General features: G+C 65.5%; 14 protein-coding genes and 1 pseudogene. 7 read left to right on the top strand and 8 right to left on the bottom strand.

Going from position 1 to position 22,514, the window contains the following annotated elements:
* Window positions 1–27: 27 nt before the first annotated feature.
* Complete coding sequence (locus tag C4V41_RS47515; RefSeq protein ID WP_103962655.1) at window positions 28–429, top strand: DoxX family protein; 402 nt, start codon at window positions 28–30, stop codon at window positions 427–429.
* Window position 430: 1 nt separating this feature from the next.
* On the opposite strand, the gene C4V41_RS47510 is transcribed toward C4V41_RS47515, so the two are convergent.
* From C4V41_RS47510 to C4V41_RS47500, 3 genes are read right to left on the bottom strand one after another with little or no spacing between them, the layout of a single operon-like run.
* A complete protein-coding gene (locus C4V41_RS47510) occupies window positions 431–1,936 on the bottom strand; it encodes a tripartite tricarboxylate transporter permease (RefSeq protein ID WP_103962654.1) in 1,506 nt (501 codons plus the stop codon).
* 20 nt (window positions 1,937–1,956) lie between these two features.
* On the bottom strand, window positions 1,957–2,418 hold the full coding sequence (locus C4V41_RS47505) for a tripartite tricarboxylate transporter TctB family protein (RefSeq protein ID WP_160150644.1): 462 nt from the start codon (window positions 2,416–2,418) through the stop codon (window positions 1,957–1,959).
* A gap of 1 nt (window position 2,419) precedes the next feature.
* Window positions 2,420–3,424: a tripartite tricarboxylate transporter substrate-binding protein gene (locus tag C4V41_RS47500; RefSeq protein WP_200824735.1), complete on the bottom strand. Its 1,005-nt coding sequence runs from the start codon at window positions 3,422–3,424 to the stop codon at window positions 2,420–2,422.
* 160 nt (window positions 3,425–3,584) lie between these two features.
* Here C4V41_RS47500 and C4V41_RS47495 point away from each other — a divergent pair, with 160 nt between their 5' ends.
* Window positions 3,585–4,271, top strand: a complete 687-nt coding sequence (locus tag C4V41_RS47495; RefSeq protein ID WP_103962651.1) for a response regulator transcription factor — start codon at window positions 3,585–3,587, stop codon at window positions 4,269–4,271.
* Window positions 4,272–4,277: 6 nt separating this feature from the next.
* A complete protein-coding gene (locus C4V41_RS47490) occupies window positions 4,278–5,750 on the top strand; it encodes a sensor histidine kinase (protein WP_103962650.1) in 1,473 nt (490 codons plus the stop codon).
* Between the two features lie 11 nt (window positions 5,751–5,761).
* Here C4V41_RS47490 and C4V41_RS47485 read toward each other — a convergent pair whose 3' ends face one another.
* Window positions 5,762–6,724: a TAXI family TRAP transporter solute-binding subunit gene (locus tag C4V41_RS47485; protein WP_103962819.1), complete on the bottom strand. Its 963-nt coding sequence runs from the start codon at window positions 6,722–6,724 to the stop codon at window positions 5,762–5,764.
* A 55-nt stretch (window positions 6,725–6,779) separates the two neighbouring features.
* Between C4V41_RS47485 and C4V41_RS62410 the strand changes: the two genes are divergently transcribed.
* From C4V41_RS62410 to C4V41_RS47465, 4 genes are all read left to right on the top strand, one after another.
* On the top strand, window positions 6,780–7,550 hold the full coding sequence (locus tag C4V41_RS62410) for a hypothetical protein (RefSeq protein WP_160150643.1): 771 nt from the start codon (window positions 6,780–6,782) through the stop codon (window positions 7,548–7,550).
* 190 nt (window positions 7,551–7,740) lie between these two features.
* Window positions 7,741–9,654, top strand: a complete 1,914-nt coding sequence (locus C4V41_RS47475; protein ID WP_160150642.1) for a LamG domain-containing protein — start codon at window positions 7,741–7,743, stop codon at window positions 9,652–9,654.
* Window positions 9,655–9,666: 12 nt separating this feature from the next.
* On the top strand, window positions 9,667–9,963 hold the full coding sequence (locus tag C4V41_RS47470; RefSeq protein WP_103962647.1) for a transposase: 297 nt from the start codon (window positions 9,667–9,669) through the stop codon (window positions 9,961–9,963).
* The gene (locus tag C4V41_RS47465; RefSeq protein ID WP_200824734.1) at window positions 9,960–10,928 is read left to right on the top strand and encodes an IS3 family transposase; all 969 of its coding nucleotides are present in this window, start codon (window positions 9,960–9,962) and stop codon (window positions 10,926–10,928) included. Before C4V41_RS47470 ends, C4V41_RS47465 begins: the two co-directional genes overlap by 4 nt.
* 417 nt (window positions 10,929–11,345) lie before the next feature.
* Here the strand turns inward: C4V41_RS47465 and C4V41_RS47460 are convergent.
* The 4 genes and pseudogenes from C4V41_RS47460 to C4V41_RS47445 all read right to left on the bottom strand — a co-directional run.
* Window positions 11,346–11,735: pseudogene (locus C4V41_RS47460) on the bottom strand (transposase); the annotation flags it as partial.
* 1,541 nt (window positions 11,736–13,276) lie between these two features.
* On the bottom strand, window positions 13,277–16,639 hold the full coding sequence (locus C4V41_RS47455) for a helicase-related protein (RefSeq protein ID WP_200824732.1): 3,363 nt from the start codon (window positions 16,637–16,639) through the stop codon (window positions 13,277–13,279).
* 77 nt (window positions 16,640–16,716) lie between these two features.
* Window positions 16,717–20,703 carry an Eco57I restriction-modification methylase domain-containing protein gene (locus C4V41_RS47450; RefSeq protein ID WP_146104053.1) on the bottom strand — a complete coding sequence of 1,329 codons (3,987 nt, stop codon included), beginning with the start codon at window positions 20,701–20,703 and terminating at the stop codon, window positions 16,717–16,719.
* 601 nt (window positions 20,704–21,304) lie between these two features.
* Window positions 21,305–22,479, bottom strand: a protein-coding gene (locus C4V41_RS47445; protein ID WP_407670161.1) for an IS3 family transposase whose coding sequence is annotated in 2 segments (ribosomal slippage) — window positions 21,305–22,224 and window positions 22,224–22,479 — 1,176 coding nt in all. Because the reading frame shifts where the segments join, the coding sequence is not laid out codon by codon here.
* Window positions 22,480–22,514: the final 35 nt, after the last annotated feature.

The raw sequence follows: 22,514 nt of genomic DNA, 5'->3' as shown, positions 1-22,514 counted from the left end.
GCTCCCAACTCCCGAAGGGACTCTGCCGTGGATTCGTTGGTCCTGGCCCTGTACCGGTTCGTGCTGGGTCTCCTATTCGCCTGTCATGGCGCCGCGACGCTCTTCGACGTCATGGGCGGGCCGCAGGGTCCGGTGCCCGGCTTCGGGCAGTGGCCCGGTTGGTGGGCCGCGGTCATCGAACTGGGCGGCGGCGCCCTCGTCCTGCTCGGCCTGGTCACCCGCGCCGCCGCCGTCCTCTGCTCGGGCACCATGGCCTACGCGTACTTCGTCGTCCACCAGCCCCAGGCCCTGTTCCCGATCGAGAACGGCGGTGAGAAGGCCGCCCTGTTCTGCTGGGGCTTCCTGCTCATCGCCGTCCTCGGCCCGGGCCGCTGGGCGCTGTCCGCACTGGTGACGCCCGCGCGGCCCCTCGTACACGAAAGAACCTGACCTACTCGTCCTCCGCGAACACGACCTCGCGCCGCCTGCGGATAGTCGGAAGGACGGCGACGACGAGCGCCGCCACCGCCAGGACCAGGAGCACCGCCGAGATCGGCCGGGTGAGGAAGACGGTCGCGTCGCCGCGGGAGATGATGAGCGCGCGCCGCAAGTTCTCCTCCAGCAGCGGCCCGAGGACGAAGCCGAGCAGCAGGGGAGCCGGCTCGCAGCCGCACTTGATCAGGATGTAGCCCAGGATCCCGAAGAACACGATCGCGTAGACGTCGAAGGCGTTGAAGCCCAGCGAGTACGTGCCGATCGACGCGAACAGAATGATCATCGGAAACAGCACCTGGTACGGAATGCGCAACATCCGCACCCACAGACCGATCAGCGGCAGGTTCAGCAGCACCAGCAGCACGTTGCCGATCCACATCGACGCGATCAGTCCCCAGAACAGCGCCGGCTCGTCGGTGAGGACGTTCGGGCCAGGGGTGATGCCGTGGACGATGAACGCGCCGACCATCAGCGCCATCACCGGATGCGCGGGCAGGCCCAGCGTGAGCAGCGGGATGAACGACGTCTGCGCGGCGGCGTTGTTGGCCGACTCGGGGCCGGCGACGCCCTCGATGGCGCCGCGCCCGAACTCCTGCCGCCGCTTCGAGACCCGCTTCTCGACGGCGTACGAGGTGAACGAGGCCAGCACGTGGCCGCCGCCGGGCAGGACGCCGAGCGCGGCGCCGAGACCGGTGCCCCGCAGGATCGGGCCGACCATGCGGCGCCGGTCCTCGCGGGTCGGCCAGAGGTTCGTGACCTTGCTGATGATCGCCGGGCGGGTGTGCTCGTTCTCCAGGTTGCGCAGAATCTCCGCGATGCCGAACATGCCCACGGCGACCGACACGAAGTCGATGCCGCCGTACAGCTCCCGCTGGTCGAAGACGAAGCGGGGTGTACCGGTGTAGATGTCCTGGCCGACGGTGCCGAGCAGGACGCCGAGCGCGATCATCGCCAGCGCCTTCAGCGCGGTGCCGCGCGCCAGCGCGATCGACACGATCAGGCCGAGCAGCACCAGCGAGAAGTACTCTGCCGCGCCGAACTGCAGCGCGACGCGGGCCAGGGGCGGGGCGGCGACGGCCAGGACGATGGTGCCGACCGTACCGGCGATGAAGGAGCCGATCGCGGCGGCGGCCAGCGCGGCGCCGGCCCGGCCCTGGCGGGCCATCTCGTGTCCGTCGAGCGCGGTGACCGCCGCCGACGACTCGCCGGGCAGGTTGATCAGGATGGCGGTGGTCGAGCCGCCGTACTGCGCGCCGTAGTAGATGCCGGCCAGCATGATCAACGCCGTCACCGGCTCGAAGCTGAACGTGATCGGCAGCAGCATCGCCACCGTCGCCGTCGGCCCGATGCCGGGCAGTACGCCGACCATCGTCCCGAGCAGCACGCCGACGAAGCAGTAGAGGACGTTCTGGACGAGGAGGGCGGTGGAGAAGCCCAGGGCGAGGTTGCTGAAAAGGTCCATGCCTCAATCCGGATGCCGCGTCAGAATCCCAGCCACGGGCCCCACAACGGGATCCGTAGTTGAAGCCCGACGACGAAGATGAGCGTGGCGGCCACCGTCAGACCGGTGGCCACGGCCAGGGCCATGAGCGGGCGGACACGCGTGCTGGCCAGCGTGGTCAGCAGCGCGGTCACCGCCGACGTCGGTACGAACCCGAACCCCCGTACGGTCGCCCCGAAGAACAGCACCGCGAGCACGATGACGGCGATCGCCCGCCAGGGGACCGGCCCGAACGCGATCACCTCGCCCGCGACGAGCCCCTTGACCACGATCCCCAGGCCCAGGGCGGCCACGATCGCGCCGACCAGCAGCGGGAAGGCGCCGGGGCCCATCCGCAGCGGGGTGCCCAGCTCGTAGCCGAGCGACCCCACGACGAACGCGCCACCGATCAGGATGAAGATGGCCCCGGCCAGGACGTCCGGGAGGGACCGGCGGCGCTCCACCTCAGGAGGCCTTGACGCCGGCGTCGGCGATGACCTTCGCCCATGTGCCAAGCTGCTCTTCGAGCTTGGTGCGGTGGGCCTGCGGGGTGGCGCTCTCGGCCGGCACCGGGGCGGTGCCGAGCTTGGCCATCTGGTCGACGACCTTCTGGTCGGCCAGGGCCGTCTTCAGCGCGTCGGACAGCTTCTGGACGACGTCCTGCGGTGTGCCCTTCGGCACGTAGAGGCCGTGCCAGACGCTGACCTGGAGTTTCGGCAGCCCGGCCTCGGCCGTGGTGGGCAGGTCGGGCAGGCTCTTGACGCGTTCGGGGGTGGTGACCGCGTACGCCTTGACCTCGCCGGCGGAGATCTGGCCGCTGGTGTTGGTGGTCTGGTCGCACATGAAGTCGACCTGGCCGCCGACGAGGTCGGTCAGCGCGGGGCCGGTGCCCTCGTACGGGACCTCCTGGACCTTGACCCCCGCGGCGGTCTGGAACAGCAGGCCGCACAGGTGGGAGGCGGCGCCGATGCCGGCGTTGGCCAGGGTGACCTTGGAGGCGTTCGCCTTCACGTAGGTGACGAGGTCCTGGAGGGTCTTGGGCTCGAAGTCCTTGCGGGCGACGATCGTCATCGGCACCTCGGTGACGAGCCCGACCGTCTCGAAGCTTTCGAGAGGCTTGTAACCGAGGTTCTGGTACAGGGCGGGCGCGGTGGACATGCCGATGTGGTGCATGAGCACGTTGTAGCCGTCAGGCTGGGCGCGTGCGACCTCACCGGCACCGACCGTGCCGCCCGCGCCTTCGACGTTCTGCACGACGATCTTGGTGCCGAGCTTGGCGGCCATCGGCTCGGCGATCATGCGGGTGACGGTGTCGGTGGGGCCACCCGCGCTGAACGGCACGACGATCGTGATGTTCTGCTCCGGGTAGCCACCACCGGCTGTGGGCCCTGCGCCGGCGCCCCCGTTGCCGGCGCAGGCGGCGAGCGAAACCACTCCGATCGCGGCGATCATCCTGCTGGTCGCTCTCATATCGCGGCCCTCCGCTGTTTTTGGTGAGCGTGCGGCCTCAGTCTGGGCTGACGGGGGCGTCTCTGGTGTCAGATAAATCCCAAGGAATTCGGTAAATGTCAGAGAAATCCCAAGAACTCAAGGGCTAACACCGGCGTCGGGTCGGGTCGTACAATCCGGTATGCGGATCACCATCATCGAAGATGACGACCGCGTGGCGCGGGGCCTGGTGACCGTCCTGACCCAGGCGGGCTTCGAGGTCCACCGCATCGCCACCGCCGCCGAGGCCGTACGCGCCGCTCCCGCTGATGTGGTGCTCGTCGACCTGGGGCTGCCCGACGGCGACGGACTCGACGTGATCCGCAAGCTGCGTGATCGCCCGGAGACCGCTGTGATCGCGGTTACGGCGCGGTCGGAGGAGCATGAGCGGGTACGTGGGCTGCGTGCCGGTGCTGACGACTACATCGTCAAGCCGTTCGGGATTCCGGAACTGCTGGCCCGGATCGATGCCGTGCTGCGGCGTACCCGGGTGGCTCGTGCGCTGAGCAACCCCGACGCGCCGCTCGATCTCGGGCCGATGCGGATCGCCGTCGGCACCCGCGAGGTCACCGTTGACGGCGTGGTCGTGACGTTGACTCGCAAGGAGTTCGAACTGCTTCTGTTGTTGGCTCGGCGCGCTCCGAATGTCGTCAGCCGCGACGTCATTCTCGATCAGATCTGGGGCGCTACCTGGGAGTCCTCCAGCCGTACCCTGGATACCCACATCGCCGCCTTACGCCACAAACTCGGCCCTGCCGTCGTCATTCGCACGATTCACGGGGTCGGCTATCGACTCCTGGCCGATCCCCAGCCGGAGCCGGTCGGCTGACCCGCCGTGCATCGTCGCCTGCTCGTCGTCCTGGTGCCCCTCGCGGTGCTGCTCGTCGCGGCGCTCGGGGTGCCGCTCAGCGTTACGGTGGCGGAGCGGGAGATGCAGGAGACGTACGTCGACCGGCTCAACGACGTCGGCCGGTTCGCGTCGCTGGCGGAGACGGCGCTGTCGACCGGGCGTACTGAGGCCCTTCAGCAGGAGCTGGCCCGTTATCACGCGCTTTATGGCATCCCGGTCGCGGTGATCGACACGTCGGGCACGGTGCTGCTCGGGCCTGTGGATGCCTACCAGCGGGCCGCGCGGGGCGAGCCGGCGCTGTCCAGGGTCGTGACGGCGGCGCTGGCCGGGGCGCGGCCCGAACCGTTCGGGGAATGGGCACCTTGGGACGACTCCGCACTCGTGGTCGCTGAGCCGGTGGGCCGGGACAGCGAGGTCGTCGGCGCCGTCGTGACCATCTCAGACCTGTCCAAGACCCGGCAGCGCATCCTCGTACGGTGGGCCCAACTCGCGGGCCTTGGACTGTTGCCCTTGGTCGCGCTGGTGGCTGTGGCCTGGCCGGTGTCGGCGTGGGTGTTGCGGCCGGTGCGGGAGCTGGATGCGGCCAGTTCCCGTATCTCCCAGGGTGACCTGACCATCCGAGCGGACGCCGAGGCGGGGCCGGTGGAACTGCGGCGGTTGGCGGGGTCTTTCAACACCATGATGGACGCGGTGGAGAACGCGGTGCAGCGGCAGCGGGCGTTCGTGTCGGACGCCTCACATCAGTTGCGTAATCCTTTGACCAGCCTCCGGCTCGCTGTGGAGAGCCTGGAGCCGCACCTGGGGGTGGGTGGTGGGCGGCAGGTTTACGACGTCGCCGTCGATGAGGTGAAGGCGATGCAGCGGATGCTGAACTCGTTGCAGGCCAGTGCTCGGATGGAGAGCATCCGTACGGCGTCCCCTGTGGATCTCGACGCGGTGCTGGCCACGCGGGTGGATCGGTGGCGGGCGTTGACCGCTACTGCCGGGCAGACGCTGGCGGTGGATGTGCCTGGTGGGTTGTGGGTGCTGGAGCCTACGGGTGGGTTGGGGAGCATCCTGGACGAACTGATCAGCAACGCGCTGCGGCTGTCGGACGCGGGGGTGGTGGAGGTGAGCGCCCGAGTCGTTCACGAGGAGGCGGGCACTGGGTCCGGCGTCTCCTCGACGTCGAGCGTTTCCTCGACCAGCGGCGTGGTCACGATCGTGGTCCGTGACGACGGCCAGGGGATCGAGGCATCCGAGCGAACCCAGGCACTACGGCGGTTCTGGCGCGCACCCCGGCACCAGAACATCTCCGGAACCGGCCTGGGCCTGGCGATCTGCGCCGACCTGGTGGGAGCGGCCGGGGGCGAACTACGCCTGGCGGACGGCCTGCCCCGCCCCGACGGGTCCGGCCACGGATTCGCCGCAGTCGTCGCACTCCCAGTGGCGCAACCCGACACCCCGAAGCCCTCGTAACGGCGCTCGGCTCACCGCTTTTGGTCCCGGAACCAGGCGGCCGCACCCGGATGGAGCGGTATCGACGCGGTGGAGATCCCGGTCCGCACATTGATCTGCCACGCCTCGGGAACGGCTTCACCATCATCACGGTCGGCGGTGGAGGTGATCGTGTTGGCGTGCGTGAAGACCGTGCCGGTGATGGCGTGAACCAGCTCATCAGGCAGGTCGTTACGTACGAGAAGCACGTTAGGCACGGCAATGGTCCTGATGGCCGGAACACCGGCGTAGGCGGTCGCGGGAATCATGGCCGGCGTGTAGGGCCCAGGAAACGTCGTGAAGAGCTTGTCCGCCTGCCCATCCAACGGAATCAGGCGAATCGCATGCCGCTGCGCCAACTCCGTAATGGCAGGCGTCGGAACCCCGGTCAGGGAGAACATCGCATCGATCTCCCCATCCCGCAACGCCGCCGCCGACTCAGCCTGACTGAGATACCGACCATCGGCCTCCACCAGCCCCAGCTCCAGAACCCGCAGAGCCGTGAACTCCGTACCCGAATCCCTCGCCCCCAGCGATATGCGCTTACCTCGCAGGTCCCGGAACTCATCGATCACCGACCCGGCCATGACCACAAGATGCAGATGACTGTCATACAGCCGACATACCGCCGAAAGCCCCGCAGGCGCACTGCCATCACTCGTGATCAACGCATCCAAACTCGTCAACCCAAGATGCACCTCACCAGCCCGCAACATCCGAATGTTGTCAGTCGAAGCCCCACTCGGCACCGTGGTAACCGTCGCCCCCGGCACCTGCTCCGAAATATGCGCAGCCAGCGACCCCCCGATCCGCCGATAAACCGCCCCCGCCGGCCCAGTAGCCAACCGCAGCCGAACCCTGTCGACGCCCCGCTCTTGAGAGCACCCAACAAGCACCCCACCAGCAGCCAGAAGCACCGCCCGCCGACTGAGCCGCCCCTCCAGCTTCACCACCATGCCGCGATAATACGGACGCCGCCCCTGACGCCTGATCACGCTAGCCTGCCATCCCATGCCGATCACCGACGAGACGATCACAAGCCTCCGAGCCGCAGCCACCGCCGGCGCCCCAAACGCCGCCCGCGAACTGGGCCGCCTGCTATCCATGCTCAGAACCGACTCTCTAGAAGACGCCAGAAACAGCGACTTCTTGGCAACCTGGCCAGAAGAGCCCTGGCTCCGCACCGCCCTGCATGCCCGCCCCGACGACCACCTCGCCGCCCTCCTCCTGGCCGGCCGCCTCGTCCAGCAAATCGCCTTCTGGCAGATCGACACCGACCACGCGGCCGAGCACGGCGAGAACGACCAAACCCTCGCCCGCAGACGAGCCGAAGCCCAAGCCCTCTACACGCGGGTCCTACAAGCCGACCCCACCAACCCCACCGCCCTCGCCGGAACCGCCGCCCTGAACACCCGGGCCGATACCACCACCGCACCGGAGCGCTTCTCGTACTACGAACTCAACCTGGAAACAGGATCAGGTTCATTCACCCACTCAGAACGCGTGATCACCACCGACCCAGACGAGGTCCGCTGGGCCTGCTCCTGGCTCATGGCCCCGGTAGTAGCAGAAGTAGAAGAACCTCCCTATGGAGTAGACCTCCACCTCTTCACCTACATGAACGGCAGCTGCGACACCACCATCGACCTCGGCCAGCACTTCACCACCGACGGCACCCTCAACTGGACCACCGCCAAAATCCCCCCGCTCACCGGCGAACTGCTCCCCGCCGGCCACCCAGTCGACGCCGGCCACTACGGCTACTCCTGCGACTGGGGGTAACTTCGGCCTACGGCACCCGCATTAGGAGAGCTCCAGCAACCGGAGAGCGGCTCGGTGATGTCACCCCGCCTTACGAGGAAGGCGGGGACATGCCACCTCGGCTTGGTCGGACTGGCAGACCTTCACCGTCAGCCTGCCCAAGCCCACCACCACCGGCCTGGCCATCACCCCGTCGAAGGTGGTGGACGGCGTGACGGCGACGACCTCGCTCACCCCCACGCTGCAGGCCACCCTCACTCATCCGGCCGGCCGGCCGCTACGGGCCGAGGCCGAGATCGAGCACGACCCGGCCGCCACCGAGCAGGGCACCGGGCAGATCTGGACCGGCAGCGTGGACGACGTCCCCTCAGGGATTCAGGCGAGCATCGCCGTCCCGGCGGACACGCTCACCGACGGCTGGAAGGTGCGCTGGCGGTTGCGCGCGGTCGCCGGTGACGTCTCCTCTGCCTGGTCGGACTGGCGTCAGGTCACCGTGGACGTCGCCCAGCCCGGCGAGGAGCCCTTGGCCCAGACCGCCGGACCGGTGATCCGCACCGACGAGAGCTTTACCGCCGCCGCATGGCTGCGCTGGAGCGATGCTAACGGGAACTACACCGTCCTCGGACAGAAGGGCAGCCACCAGGCGCCCTTCCGGCTCGGTAACGATCCCGAGCACGGACTAGTGTTCATCCTCACCAGCGCCGACACCGCGGACGCGACGGTCGAAGGTGCGCTTTCCGGCCTGGAGCCACCCGTCAATGAGTGGTTCCACCTGGCAGGCGTGTACGACGCGACGGCTAAGACCGCCTCGCTGTACCTCAACGGAGCCCTGATCAAGTCATCGCCGATCGGTTTCCCGGCATGGAACGCGGATACCGCCATGACGCTGGGCAGCATGATGCAGGGGGACCTCGACGAGGTCCAGGTCTTCCAGCGTCCGCTGGACGCCGCGCAAGTCCTTGCTCTGCTGACGAACTCGGCCGCCCAGCCCTCCCAGGCGCGGGCGGCCGCGGCGCCACTTGTTGAGGGCAACTTCGACTACAAGCACCCCAACCTGGAGTCCTGCTACGCCACCACCAGGGCGCCCAGATTCACCGACGCGTACTCCCGCATGCAGGAACGCCCGCACTCCGCCTGCTGGACCTCCTGGATCGGTCACGGAGGCTGGGAGGAGACCGACGAGAACGGCGTCAAGAAGCGCAAGCCCAGGACGGCCTGGTGGGTCCGGCTGTTCCCCGGCCCGCTGAGAATACCGGCGGTGTTGCTGGACAAGGTGACCGACGATGACGTGTTCACCTTCCGCGCGACCTGGGTGGCGCACACCTACATCGGCGATGCCTCAGGAAACGGCATTTACAAGCCCGGAACTACCGGAGCCGGGCTTAAGCCGCAGAACATTAAGTTCTTCGTGAAACTATCCGACTTCGGCGTCTACAACAGAGGCGTGAGGCGCACTGAGCTGGACGCCGACTTGGACAAGGTGCAGCTCGAATTCGATCTTGCCACTCAGGGATGCCAGGTCGAGAAGGGCGACCCCACCCAGGAGAAGACGGTCGCGAACTGGCGCACGACGCCGTATCTCGAGTATCTGATCACGGCGGCCAAGCCCGCGTCACACGACAGGGAAGTGTGCTCGATCAAGCCCGCCATCACCAAGTACAACGAGAACAAGGGCAGGCTACCCCTCTGGGATCAAGAGCTCCTCGGCAACGACGGCAAGCGGCTCGGCGTCGTGCGCTGGGGACAAGGGATTCCGGCCAACGGCCTGTGGTCCCCCAGCTTCCGCTGCGACTGGAAGAAGCTCGGAGTCGGCACCGAGGGAGGCGTCAAGTACGGCGGCTGTATCTACATCAGGGCCGATCGCGTGTTCAAGATGTCCAAGAGCGACGACGCCGAGTTCCTGGACGTCATCCAGCACATCGAGAAGGCGCTGAATCCGGCGACGAACGCCGGCACCTACCCGCCGTATCGCCCCGGAGACACGACCGCCGGCCGAGATGTAACTCTGCCGCCGGTCAAGGGGCCGCTGGGGAACGAACTCCCCAAGGCCATCGCGGGCAACTACGCCAAGGACCCGAACCCCAGCACTGGGTTTCCCCTCGTATCGTTGAGGCATCGCCTATGAGGAGGACGGGCGATGGCAGAGACGAGACGGACGTTCACGCCGGATTTCCGCGAGGGCGCGGTCCGGCTGGTGGAGGAGACCGGCAAGCCGGTCGCGCAGGTCGCCCGGGACCTGGGGATGAACTCCGGCACCCTGGCGAACTGGGTGAACATGGCCCGCAAGCGGCGCGAGGCGGGTATCAACGGCGGGCTGGACGCCGATGAGCGGGCCGAGCTGGCCCGGCTGCGCAAGGAGAACGCCGAGCTGCAGATGCGGTGTGATGTGCTCAAGCGCAGTCTGGTCCTCTGGGTGACCGATACGACCCGGTGAACCTGGCGGCCTTCATCGCCGCCCAGAGGGCCGACCACGCTATCCCGTACGCGACCTCGTGCCGGGCGGTGGGCCGCTCGGTCGCCTGGCTGTACAAATGGCTGGCCCGCGCGCGGGACGGACCGAGCGCGCGGCAGCGCCGCAGGTTACGGCTGACCGAGGCGGTGATCTCGATGTTCTGGCAGCGTAAAGGCGCCGACGGATCCCCTCGGATCGCCGAGCGTCTGCGTCGGGAGGGGTGGCGGGTCTCCGACAACACCGTCGCGAAGATCATGCGGGAGCGGGGCCTGGCCGCCCGACCCGGTCGCAAGCGCAAGAACACCACCCGCCAAGACGGTGGCCGATGGCACGCGGCGGACCGGCTGGGCCGGGACTTCAGCGCGAGCGCGGCCAACCAGCGGTGGGTCGGCGACGGCACCGAGATCCCCACCGAGGAGGGGAAACTGCAGCTCGCGGCGGTCTCCGACCTGTTCTCCCGCCGTATTGTCGGCTACGCCTTGAGCGAGCATCACGACGCGGCGCTGGCGTTGGGCGCGCTGCAGATGGCGGTGGCCGTGCGCGGCGGAACCGTCGCGGGCGTGGTCATGCACACCGACCGCGGCAGCGAGTACACCGCGCACCTGTTCCGGGCCGCCTGCGATCGACTGGGCATCGACCAATCCATGGGCCGCACGGGGTCGGCGCTGGACAACGCCCCGGCCGAAGCGCTGTTCTCCTCGTTGGAGTTCGAACTGCTACGCCTGGCCGGCCCGTTCGGCACACACGCCCAGGCGCGAGCGGCGGTGGCTGCCTGGGTCGATGACTTCAACCATGAGCGGTTGCATACCGCCAACGGGTTGCGTCCGCCGGTGGAGTTCGAGCAGCTGGATGCCGCCACGCAGGCGAAGATCCGGACGCAGATCGCGGAGAAGAAGCAGGCCAGGGCCGCTGCGCGGCGGAAGAAGAAGAAGAAGAAGGCGGCATGAGCCGCCACGATCTAAGGGCGCCTTGCGGCGGATACGCAGGCCGGGCTGGAGTGCGCCGCGCAGCATACGGGGCCGCCCTCTCCAGCCTCAAGGGTCGCTGCGCGATCGCCTACCGGCGACGGCCCTTCGGGCTCGCCCTTGACCCCGGAGCCTCTGCGACCCCTGGCTCAGGAACAGCGGTCAGGCCCCGGCCTGACCCAGCCAGCGCGCGGCTCGCGAGACGACAGCCGAGCAAGATCCTAAAAACCGAAAATGATCTATCCGAGCCTCAACGGTTCGAGGGGATTGTCATCGACACCGGATCAGTCTCGCTTACGAATCTCTTATCCCTCGCCCAGACCACAGCCGAACCAGATCAAAGCGCCTACTAGTTTTCCTGCGGTTCCTTATGTAGCCGACTGTCCGGAATCTCCTGGGCACCTCAGCCAGATGCGCGGAGATCTCGCCGTGCGTGAGGCCCTTTGCCGACAGCGACAAGACCATCTCATCCACTCCGGACAACCGGCGCTGCCCCTTGCGCACCAGCTGGGGCTCGAAGGTGCCGGCCACATCGCGCGGCACCCGCACCTCCACCGGGCCGACGTCGGTCACCACGGTCTTGGTGCGGCTGCCGTTGCGGCTGTTTCCGCTGTTCTTCCCGGCCGGGTCGTGCCGGTCGTAGCCGAGGTGATCGGTGATCTCACCTTCCAGCGCCGACTCCAGCACCCGCTTGGTCAGCTGCTGCAGCAGACCGCCCTCGCCGGTCAGCTGCAGGCCCTCGCTGCGGGCCCGACCCACCAGCATCGAGATCAGCTGCTCGTCCGTCATTGCGCGGTCCGGCTCGGCAGGCGCTTCGTTCATGGGCAGCGACTCCACGGCAGTCTCGGACATCAAGTGTGTCTCCCTTGATCATCAGATCCGCCGTTAGTTTTACAGTCCCGCTTGAGCACGTGGACCAGAACGAGCGTCCCATATGTAGGCTGCTCAGTCCGCGGAGGGAAGTGCCCGCTTATGGGGTGATCGACAGGTTGGTCGGCGGCTATCGAAGTGTCTGAGGATGTCGGGGTCGCGCCAGCACCGGGGGATCGTCACAGAGGTGTACCTCTGCGCAGGGCGGGGCGGATCCATAGAGTATTTCGCTAGGAGGGTTGCCACCACGCCTTTGGTGACTAGAGTGCCAGCATATCGGTATGGAGTGGCGACATGCCCGAATGGTTCTCAAACATCATCGTTAGCGTCCTAGGCGCCGGGGTTTGGTCCGCGCTAGTCCTGGGGGCGAAGGCGTACTATGAGCGATCTGGCGCCCTAGCTGGTATCTGGTATCAGGTCACCTACTATGCTGACGACCCGGCAATGCGCAAAATACCGTGGTCCGTCGAGTTGTTGCGCGTGCGTCACCACCGTCGAACCATTTCTGGTCATATATGGCGCGTCCATAATCCGTATTTCGACCGGAAGTGGTCGTTCGTGGGGCGGTACAGCGATGGCTGTATGGATGGGACCTACTGGTCAGTCAAGGGTGGGGGTGGTAGGGGATCGCTCCACCTCTGGCGCGTCTCGGACAACAACTTACGTGGGCGCTTTGTGGAGTCGCAGCTAGTTCATGACGGCCCGGACATGTCTATTGTCTACCTAGAGGCACCTCTGGAGTGGATCCGGCTAGGCTCGCACGAGGAGAAGAGAGTGGTGCCTTGGCTTGAATTGGATAAAACTGATCAAATGGAGCCTTATGTGCCAAAATATATGATCCGAACCCTCAGGCAAGGTGTGGCACGCTGCTTCGGCGAGGGGCAGGCACAAGAAGCGAACAATTGGCGGAAGCGCCTGCTCGAAGGGCTCGGTTACGCAAGGGCACTAGTCGATCTAACAGGACCTCTTGCCATGGAGGAGGAGAAGCAGCGTCGCGCTGCTCCTGCAGCACCGGCAACCGGGTCGCCAGGTGAATTGATGACACCGGAGCAGCCGTCGCGCCCTGCCAGCGACTCGGACTCCGGAGAAGGGCGATCCTGACACTGGTCCACAACCGGTGAGCGTCAACGAGAACGAGCGGAACTCCGTGAGCCTGGAGGTCCGTTCGTACGATGTTCGCGCTTGTCGGCGGCCGGAACTGCTGATCAAGATCGTGTACCCTCTGCCCCAGGTAGGTTGGAAACTGTGGTGCCCGCTGTAGGAGAGCGAGGTGGAGCAGGCAGATCACCTGAGCTGACCTGCTATACGCCTCGTACGGATCGTATCGCTTGCTTGATCATCCCGGGCATGTCCCGGTTGCGGCGTCATGGCCGTTTGCTTGCAACCTGCCCCTTTAGGTGAGATCTCCACGCATGAAGGAAGGACCAGTTCTTTCGCGGACTCCGCGGGTCTCACGCTGATCAGTCAGGAGTAATTGCAATCCAGCACATCAGGTGGACATCATCTTCGGTGATCTGCGGGAGAGGCTCAGGAGCGGTCTGGCGAACCAGACCGAGCCGATCTGCGAGTTCTGCCAGGTGATCCACTCTCTGCTTGGCGGTTCCCGGGTGGGCCAGACCCGCACGAATGTCACGCAGGATCCGGGGACTGTAAGGCGCTTGGAGACGTCCGATGAGGTCGTCCTGATCTTCGCCGAGATGGATACCATGCTGCCGAACCAGCTCAGCGGCGTCCCTCATTACCTTCGGGATGCGGGGCTGGAGGTTGGCCGGGTCGGCATTATGCATCCAGGAATCGCGAATGTGCCGTCTGGCATGCGTCCACGCAGGAAAAGCCGCCTGGTAGATCGGGTCAGTCAGTGCAGCCGAGGTCTCAGGACCGCCTGGGTCGGCGGCGGACAAGCAAGACAGAGTGTCGTCCACGACGATGACACGTCCCGACTCGTCATAGGTGACATTGAGATCATCGGTGAGGGGGATGTATCGGAACCAAGGCCGGGGATGATCGCCGATCCGAGCGCAGAACACCAAACCCGGATGAGGTCCTCCAACACGGACGAATCCGGTACCGCTTCCCCAGGGCAAGCGCTGCACAGCATCACGGATATGCGGGATGGCAAGCTGGCCGTGCAACCGACGCCGATACTCCTCACCGGAGAGGGCCGAAGCGCCGCCTGTCTCGAAGAGAGCGGCATCCTCACGGCGGAGCCGGTCGATCTCCTCACGGGCTTCGGTGAGATTGATTTCACGGCCGACGAATCCGGGGAGCACTTCGCCGACTCCGGTGGCGGCGGACGCCTGCTTGAGCTTGTGCTGCAGGCGCTCTTCCAGGCCGAGAAAACGCTCAAGCTGCTGGTCGGGGAAGAAGCAGCGCAAGAAGACTTCCTGGTGGTCGGAGCCGATCCGGTCGATTCGGCCATGCCGCTGGACGAGCCGCATCGGATTCCACGGCAGGTCGTAGTTTACGATGTGCCGGGCCTGTTGCAGGTTGACGCCTTCGGCTAACACATCGGTGGCAATGATCAAATCGAACAGATCCTCGTCGGTTCCGCCGCCCGCAGTACGGGGAGCGAATCCGGCGATGACTTGGGAACGTCCGGCGCGGTCCGGACCGGAGGCGGTGGTGACCCGGCCGCGATAGCAGGCGAGGCGTGGATTGGACTCAATCGCGGCGAGTAGCCGGCCGTGCACGTGCTCGACGGTGTCGGAGTAGTAGGAGAAGACGAGGACCTTGCGCTTGTCCCGGGTCTGCTGCTCGGTGATTCCTTCTGCGGCCGCCTGCGTCGCGATGGCAGCGAGTTCCTCGATGAGGGCTTCGGCCTTGGGGTCGGGTCCGGCCTGATGTTCCTGCACTTCGTCACGGAAGGACGCAAGCAGGGTCAGATCGGCCTCGACGGCGGCGCGAAGCTCCGGTACGTCGAACTGGTCGGCGTTCTTCACGCCATCGATGTCATCGTCCAGGACGTCGAGGAAGTCGTCGATGGTATCGCTGTCGGAGGACGTCCATTCTCGGAAGGCATCACCAGTAAGAACCACCCCCTGATCGAGTGCGGACAGGAACGCCTCATGACCCGTGATCATCTTGTCCAGCGTCCGCTGAAAGGCGTACGCCGATGATTCGAACCGCTTGAGCAGCGCGGATCGCAGAAGTCCGGCGTTCTGCTGCTCGTACTGTTTCTCGCGTTCCCCGTGCTGGAAGCGCGAAGGCACATAGCGTGCCAAGGTGAGGACTTCGCCGGGAGCGTCGAGAATGACCGCCGAGCCGTCATCATGGTGGTTCAGATGGTCACCGAGGGCAGTGGCGAGCCTGTCGAAGAGACCCGGCAGCGCATCGTCGAGGTTGTAGTCGACTCGGTGCACACGGGGCGTCGGGAAGCTGATCTGACGCTCGATGCCGTTGATGACCACTCGGTCCCCGACATAGTGATTTCGGACGAATCGTCTGGTACGCCGAACGGCTACCTTGTCCAGGACGTCGAAAAGGTGCTCAGGCGATAGGTCGTCGGGATTCATCGCCATTGCTCGATCGAAGTACCCCTTTAATGAGGGCACCCCGGAGTCGGCGAACGTCGCGTCGTTGGTGACGAAGTAAGAGATCAGGTTGTGCAGGTCGTAGAGGGTGTTGTTGACCGGGGTCGCGGTGAGCATCACCAGCCGTTTCGGGGTGCTGCCGGCGAGCAGCCTACGCAGCGCTTCGGCCCGTTGGGTGGTGGCGTTACGCAGCGCGTGTGCTTCGTCGACCACGACCACGGCGTACTCGTCAGGATCCTGGAGGGCTGCGCCGAGCTGTCCGGCGTTCTGCAGACCGCTGGTCAGCTGCTCGTAGGAGACGACGTCCGCGCGCAGGTTCTTGTCGCGAAGGAAGGGGCCCCAGGTGGAGTCGCGGAGTGTCGCTGGTGCGACGATGAGCGCCTTCTGCCGGTTAGTGATCACCGCCTCGTGCAGGATTTCCCCGGCGATGAAGGTTTTGCCCAAGCCGACCTCATCGGCCACGATCACGCCGTTGAGCCGATCCAGGATCCGCTGGGCCCGCCAGACTCCGTCGGATTGGAACCCGGTGAGGTTGAGCCGAGAACGCGTGCGGGCCGACTGTTCCTGCTCGACCTCCGCGCCATACAGCTCGTACAGCATCCGTAGGAAGACTTCCCACGGCTGGTGCTGCTGCCATCGCGACTCATACAGGCTGGCCAGGTCGTACGGTGAGGCCGCCTGCCACATCTCCTCAAACCAGTCCCGTACTGCGCGCACTGTGCCGGGTTGGTACTGGCCGAGGTTGAGCTCCTTGTTGCGGGCCAGCCCTGCGTAGGTGAAGTTGCTAGACCCGGCGATGACGCCAGGCATTGGGCTGTCCACGATGAAGGCCTTGCCGTGTAGGAACCCCTTCTCGTACCGGCGGACCTCGACTCGGCCGGAGCGCAACCAGTCAACTAGGCGCCGAGCGGCGGCATCGGACTGCGAGGTGAAGCCGAGTAGGTCGCGATCCTCCTCCAGGCGGCGCTGGTGGCCTTCAAGTGCCCGCTTGACCTCCTCCCGTTCGGCCCGCCTGCCCAGCCCGGTGGCCAGCGGCCGGATCCTGGGCCGGTCCTGGTCGGCGTCGGCACCCAGCAATAGCCGGACCGGTCCGGTCTGCTCCAACTCGTCAGCCAGCAGTCCGAATCCGTCAGGGTTGAAGTAGGCAGACGCAATCGACACTGGCGGCAGCGAGACGAGGTGTGTACGCATTCCCTCCAGCAGCGTGTTGATCGCATCGGCGACCGTATGCCCGTCCTCAGGGTGGTTGGTGGCGAACGTCGGCCGGAAGTCGTCGGAGGGTGTGACCGACACTGAGTCGTCTCCTGTCTCGGCTGCTGCTTCTGCATGGCCACTGTTCAATGACAATTCGGGCATGTTGATGGATCAAATCATCGCTTGGTTTTGGGCAGTACATGACCGACGCCGAGTTCCACACGCAAGTCCACCGGAAACCCGGTCTCATTGAAGTCCGCCGCGATCAGTTCAAGAGCCTGCTGGTCGAGGCCATAACCGTCCAGGGCCAGACGCTCCAACCGTGCGCGCAGCGCCATTTCGGAATCGATCCGACTATCGGTGACTGTGATACCACCGGCCAGGCGGGTGTAGCCATGACGGGCGAGCAGGCAACTCGTGATCTGGGCCGCTTCGCCGATCTGTTCGGAGGACCAGCCGGGGAGAGGGATCTGGTTGATGACCGGAGCAGTGACGTGTCGATCGACGAAACGGCGTGCCCACCAGTCGACCGCCACTGTATTCAGCAGGCCCAAAAGGGCGAGCCTTTCACTCGCATTGGACGCAGGGCCATGCATAGCGGCGTGGATATAGCCCTTGTTGTGAAGCAGCCCAGTCTCCGGTAAGGCAGTCGCGATGATCGTACGGGAGTCGTCGCTGCGGCTCGGGTGTCGAACGATGATCATTGGATGTTGGTCGTTCAGGACAAACGTCCCCTGATGCTTTTCCACCCCGCGCCGCTTGGCGGCGAGCGCGTCCAGGTCTCCGACGAACTGCTTGAATCCCTCGTCGGGATCGAAGCAGAACTGATCGACGTGTGCGGTCATAAGAATCTTCCACGAATCCACCTTCTCTTGGCGATCCGCTAGGCTCTTGTCTGGTCCACTGCCGCGGAAATCCCAGCGCGCGTCGTGTGTTGCCTTGATCCAGCCCCTGCCGGATGCCAGCCGGGGCTTGTGCCGCATAGTGTCGAACACCGGGCGGTCGGCGGCGTTGGCAAACCAGGGAATGACCTGCGTCTCAGAGAATGAGGCGATGTCGTCCTGAGACAGGAGGATCGCCGTTTTATCCGTCGCGGCGGTGACGTCGGCGGGGCTGTTGGCAACCCAGATACGGGTCACAGGGGTGTGGGTCGGCGAGGTGCTGAGGAACACCACAGCATATCGGGGATCCACATCCTCGAAGATCCACTCGGAGTGGTTACGGCCCTGTACGATACGCAGGTCATGACGGTCGGTCAGCTCCGCACGGAGTTTTTTCCATCCCGCTAGGACCATGCTCTGGCGCGGCAATACCAGCCCCATGTGGCCGGAGTCCCGGCGCAGCTTAATAGCGCGTTCCAACATCAGCTGTGCGAGCTCTAGATGCGTACCGCCGCGGAGCGTGTATGACTTCTTGAAAAGCTCTTGGAGAACCGCTCGATGGGCCATCTCCTCCTGCTCCTGAATAGCCTCCACTGGATGGATCGTTCGGAGCTCTTCAATCTTCGCGTCTCGCGCCTTGTCCCGCAGGGCCATCAAACCGGGGAAGACTCCGGCCCAGAATGGCGCAGCCTCCCAGCGGACTTTGTCCCATGGCGGGTTGCCGAGGATCACGTCGAACCCGGGACGGGAGCGCGCGAAGATTTCTGGGAACTGGTAAGGCAGGTGGGTGACACCAAACTGGTCCAACTTCTGGCGGATCGCCTGGGCCCGCTCATCATCGCCGGAGATCGAGGCGATGGCCTCGTCGGCGTCGAGGGGAAGAGGAAGAAGTCCCAGGCGAACGGCCACGGCCGCATCAAGGATGTGCTTGGCGTCGGCGGCATCGATGAGCGCCTGCCGATAGGCGAGTGCCGCATTCTGTACCTCCGCCTTCTTGGCTTCATCGGTACGTGCTACCCGTTGGAGCCGTTCACTAGCAGTATGGAGAGCGTCCTCGATCTTGTCGGCATACAATGACATCTGCCCGAAAGACGATTTCGGTTCGAGGACCTCGAGCGCTTCGGAGAGAGTGCCGATGCCGGTGAGGCTGTTGCCGACGATCAGCCCGTGGTCCAGGGAGGACATGGGCAAGCCGGGCACGAAGGTATGGATCCAGATGCCCAGACGGGCTAGCTCAACCGCCATGAGATTGAGGTCCAAGCCGTAAATACAGCGGCGTGCGATCTGGCGGCGCAGGAGTGCTGAAGTCTCGATCTCCACCTCAGTGGCGTGATTGCCGAGGGCATCGTGGGCGGCCTGGGAGAGTCGGACTAGCTCGTCACTGACGGGAGCAATGGGGCACTCGGCAAGGAACGCGGTGAACCGGGCCTCGATCCGGTCAATGGCGGCGACCAGAAAGTGACCCGATCCCATTGCCAGGTCCGCTACTCGGAAGTCGAAGAACAGCTCGGCCGCCGTGGCCTCGTCTCCGGCCTCCAACAATGCGCGGACCCGGCCGAGATGAGCGATAAGCGCTGGCTCCAGGGCAGTACTCAGTAGATGCTCCACCGCGAATGATTTGGTGAAGTATGAGCCGGTCGACTTACGCTTCCCGGAGCCATTGTGGAAGTAGACCTGTCCAGCGAGAACTTCGATATGGTCGCTGTCATTCGCTGGGACGTAGGCTCCGTCCCTGTCTAGGGTTAGTGGGTTGGGTGCGATCGACAGTGACGACTCCAGCAGGCCTTCGTAGATCGTGCCAAATTCGCGAACGCTCAGTGAGCGGAAGTCCACAGGGCCCTGGGTACCGTCGGGCCCGGTATCCACCAGCAGAGCGTGCAGTGCGGGGCCGAACTCCGCGTCGGTCAGGCGCATGGCCGCCAGGAGTGCGCCCGACGGACTGGTCTGCGGATCGCGGGAGAACAGGCCGCCGTTGTAGGCGGGCACCTGCCAGCCGCTGTTGCCACTGTCCACGGCGTTCCACACCGACAGCATGTCGTCCCATAGGGTGGTCGCGGACGGGTCGAACGATTGGTCAGGGTCGTTAGCGAAGTCCTTGGCGAGGGTCTTGATCGCGTGTCGGTCGTAGCGGTCGTTACGGCCGTAGGGCAGCAGAGCACGGTCCTCCGCGTAGGCGACGAAGAGCAGCCGGAAAAGGATCATCAGAGTGCGGTGGTATGCCTCTTGCAGGTTCGCATCGGTGGTGGCATTCATCTGTCGGGCGACTGCGACGGCGAGGCCGGGTACGACATCGTGGTAGACCCGCTCGCGGAGCCGGCCTCCAAGGTCGGCGGCGAAGTTCAAGGAGGCGCGCAGTATCTCGGTGACCGTCCCCTCGGGGCCGAGCGCCTCGGGCGAGAAGAGCAGGTGCAGGTAGGCTGCGTCGCTCTCGGAAAGTAGTGTCAGATCCAGCTCGGTGAACGTCTCGCCCTGGCTCTTTCGGCCGACGCCGATGGTGGGGTTGACCGGGTGCAGCCGGATCTGGTTGCCGCGCAGCACGATCACCCACGGCAGGCTCTCCCGGGCGGCCACGGAGATCGCGTGTGAGACGGGAGAGACCGCTCCGAACCGGGGTGAAGGGCGGTCGAAGACCTCGTCGTGCTCCAGTAGAACTGCAATCGATCGGGAAGTGCCTTGATGCGTCAGGAGCAGCGCGGCCGACCCCCGTGTGGTCGTGCCATATCCAAGCGCCTGGATCAGCGAGAGACCGCTGAGGCCCAGCAGCGGACGAGCAGCCGCGGCCGCGGCTGACCAGTCGGCCCGGCGAGGGACTCCGTTGCGGAGTTCGTGCGTGGCGAACAGGCCCTGGTTGGTGAGACCCGGGGTGAGCTGCTCTTTGGCGGTGGTGAGGAGCCGATCCAGGGTGCGCAGCGCGGTGTGCCGGTCTGGTTCAGCGAGCGCGGCTCGGCAGATCCGGCCAAGCTGGTCGACGGTTAGTTCAGTGATCGGGTCGCCGAGGTTTCCACAGGCCGCTGCCTTGGTTGTGCCGGCGTCGCTGTAAAGCACAACGAGCAGAACCGGAGACGGGCGGTTCCCATGCCGAAGCTTCCACAGGCGACGGAGGTTCTCTGTCGTGGGTGTGCCGGTCTCGCTATAGGCAATCGCTACTTCTAGAGGTGCGTCTCCGTTGCCGAACAGAAGTCGTTCGGTGGTCAGCTCGGGCGGAGCGCCGTCCGGTTGATTCCACTGCAGCTCACGGGTATCGACATCGTCTAAAAACTGCTCCGCGACATCTGCGATCACGCCCGCAACCTTTCGCCCAACGCGAAGGAGCACCAATCCTGGTATGCCCCGGTAGGCGCGGATTGTCTAACAGGCTGATCCTATTTGACAAGTCGGACTAAAAGAGCTTCTGCTACAAAAACTTCTAAACGCCTAGTAGCTTTCCTCTTAACTATGGAATGGCGTTAAATGTAGCAAAGGGGATAGATGGGACGAATGGCTTGGCTTGCTGTCACCTCAGCCTTGGCCGCCCAACCATGTACGGCGGGTCATATCGCGGATGGTGGATCGGGTCACCCACGCCGACTGGCTCCCAAGGAACCGACACAGGCGCTGATGAGCCCTGGAGTACTAGCCTCGATGATTCACGGGTTTGGGTGGCTTCGCCCAGCGTGACGGCTGAGTGATTTATTGATCTTCGATTTGGTCTCTGGGCAGGGTGCCGGGCCGGCGGTCACGCCGGTGATGCCGGGTCCACGGGCCGGTGGGGTCTGTCCGTCGGGGTCAGGGGGTGGGGCTGGAGCTCAGGTGGGAGCGGGCAGCATCAGAACGGACGCGATGGCGCGTCGCAGCTGGTGTGAGGGGCCACGGTGATTCCGGACAGCCGTCCTATGGGCGTAGCCTATGCGGCTGTTCGAGTTGAGAGGAATTCGTTGAGTACCTCCAGGGGCGGCCGGTAGCCGAGCGCCGAGTGCAGGCGCCGGCGGTTGTAGAACCCTTCGATGTAGCGGATGACCTGCCGTCTCGCCTTGGCTCGGGTGGTGAAGACGAAGCGGTGCAGCCATTCGTTCTTGATCGCGCTGAAGAACGACTCGGCCATCGCGTTGTCCCAGCAGACGCCGGTGCGGCCGACCGAGCGGCGGATGTTCAGGCCGGTCAGGTAGCGGCCGAACTCATCTGAGGTGTAGTTCGAGCCGCGGTCGGTGTGGAACACGGCGCCGGGCTGGAGCAGGCCGGTGCCGGCGGCCATCCGGATCGCGTCCTTGATCAGATCGGTGCGGTAGTGATCGGCCATCGCCCAGCCCAGCACCGCCTTGCTGTGGCAGTCGATCACCGTGGCCAGGTAGAGGAAGCCCTCCCAGGTGCGGACATAGGTGATATCGCCGACGAGCTTGGTGCCCGGCCGCTCAGCGGTGAAGTCGCGGCCGACCAGGTCGGGAATGCCGCGAAAGTCGCCCTGGACGGTGGTGGCGGGCCGGAACGCCCGGACCTGGGCCGGCAGGAGGCCCTGCTCGCGCATCAGGGCGCGGACCAGCTCGGTCGAGCAGTGCTCGCCGCGACGGCCCAGGGCGGCGTGCACGCGCCGGTAACCGTAGGTCTCGTGCGAGTCGGCGAAGATCTCGGCAACCAGCGCGGCCAGCAGGGTGCGGCGTTGCGTGGTAGCCGAGGCCGGCCGCTCGCGCCATTCGTAATAGCCCGAGCGGGACACGCCCAGCCAGGCGCACATCCGGGCGATCTTGTGGTCGGCCTTCTCCGCGTCGATGAGCTCGTACATGGCGAGCGTCATCGAGTTTCGGCCGCGAAGAAGGCGGCTGCTTTTTTCAGGAAGATCAACTTCTCGCGCAGCTCGGCGTTCTCTCGCTCCAACTCCCGGATCCTGGCCCGGTCCGGCCCGGAGACCGGCCGCGGTTCCTCCTGAGCGCTCACAATCCGATGCCGGTTCACCCAGCTGCCCAGGGTGCTGGCGTTGATGTCGAACTCCCGCGCCACCGACGCGACCGTCCGATCGCCCTCCAGCACCATGCGGATGGCTTCTTCCTTGAACTCCGGCGAGAACCGCCTACGACGCCTCGTCACGTACCTACCTCTTCCAGACTTCAGTCAGCTTATGT

This window comes from Nonomuraea solani (genome assembly GCF_900108335.1).
In the GTDB taxonomy this organism is placed as follows: Bacteria; Actinomycetota; Actinomycetes; order Streptosporangiales; family Streptosporangiaceae; genus Nonomuraea; species Nonomuraea solani.
The sequence above is the reverse complement of the archived record's forward strand: the minus strand, read 5'-3'. Positions and strand labels throughout refer to the sequence as shown.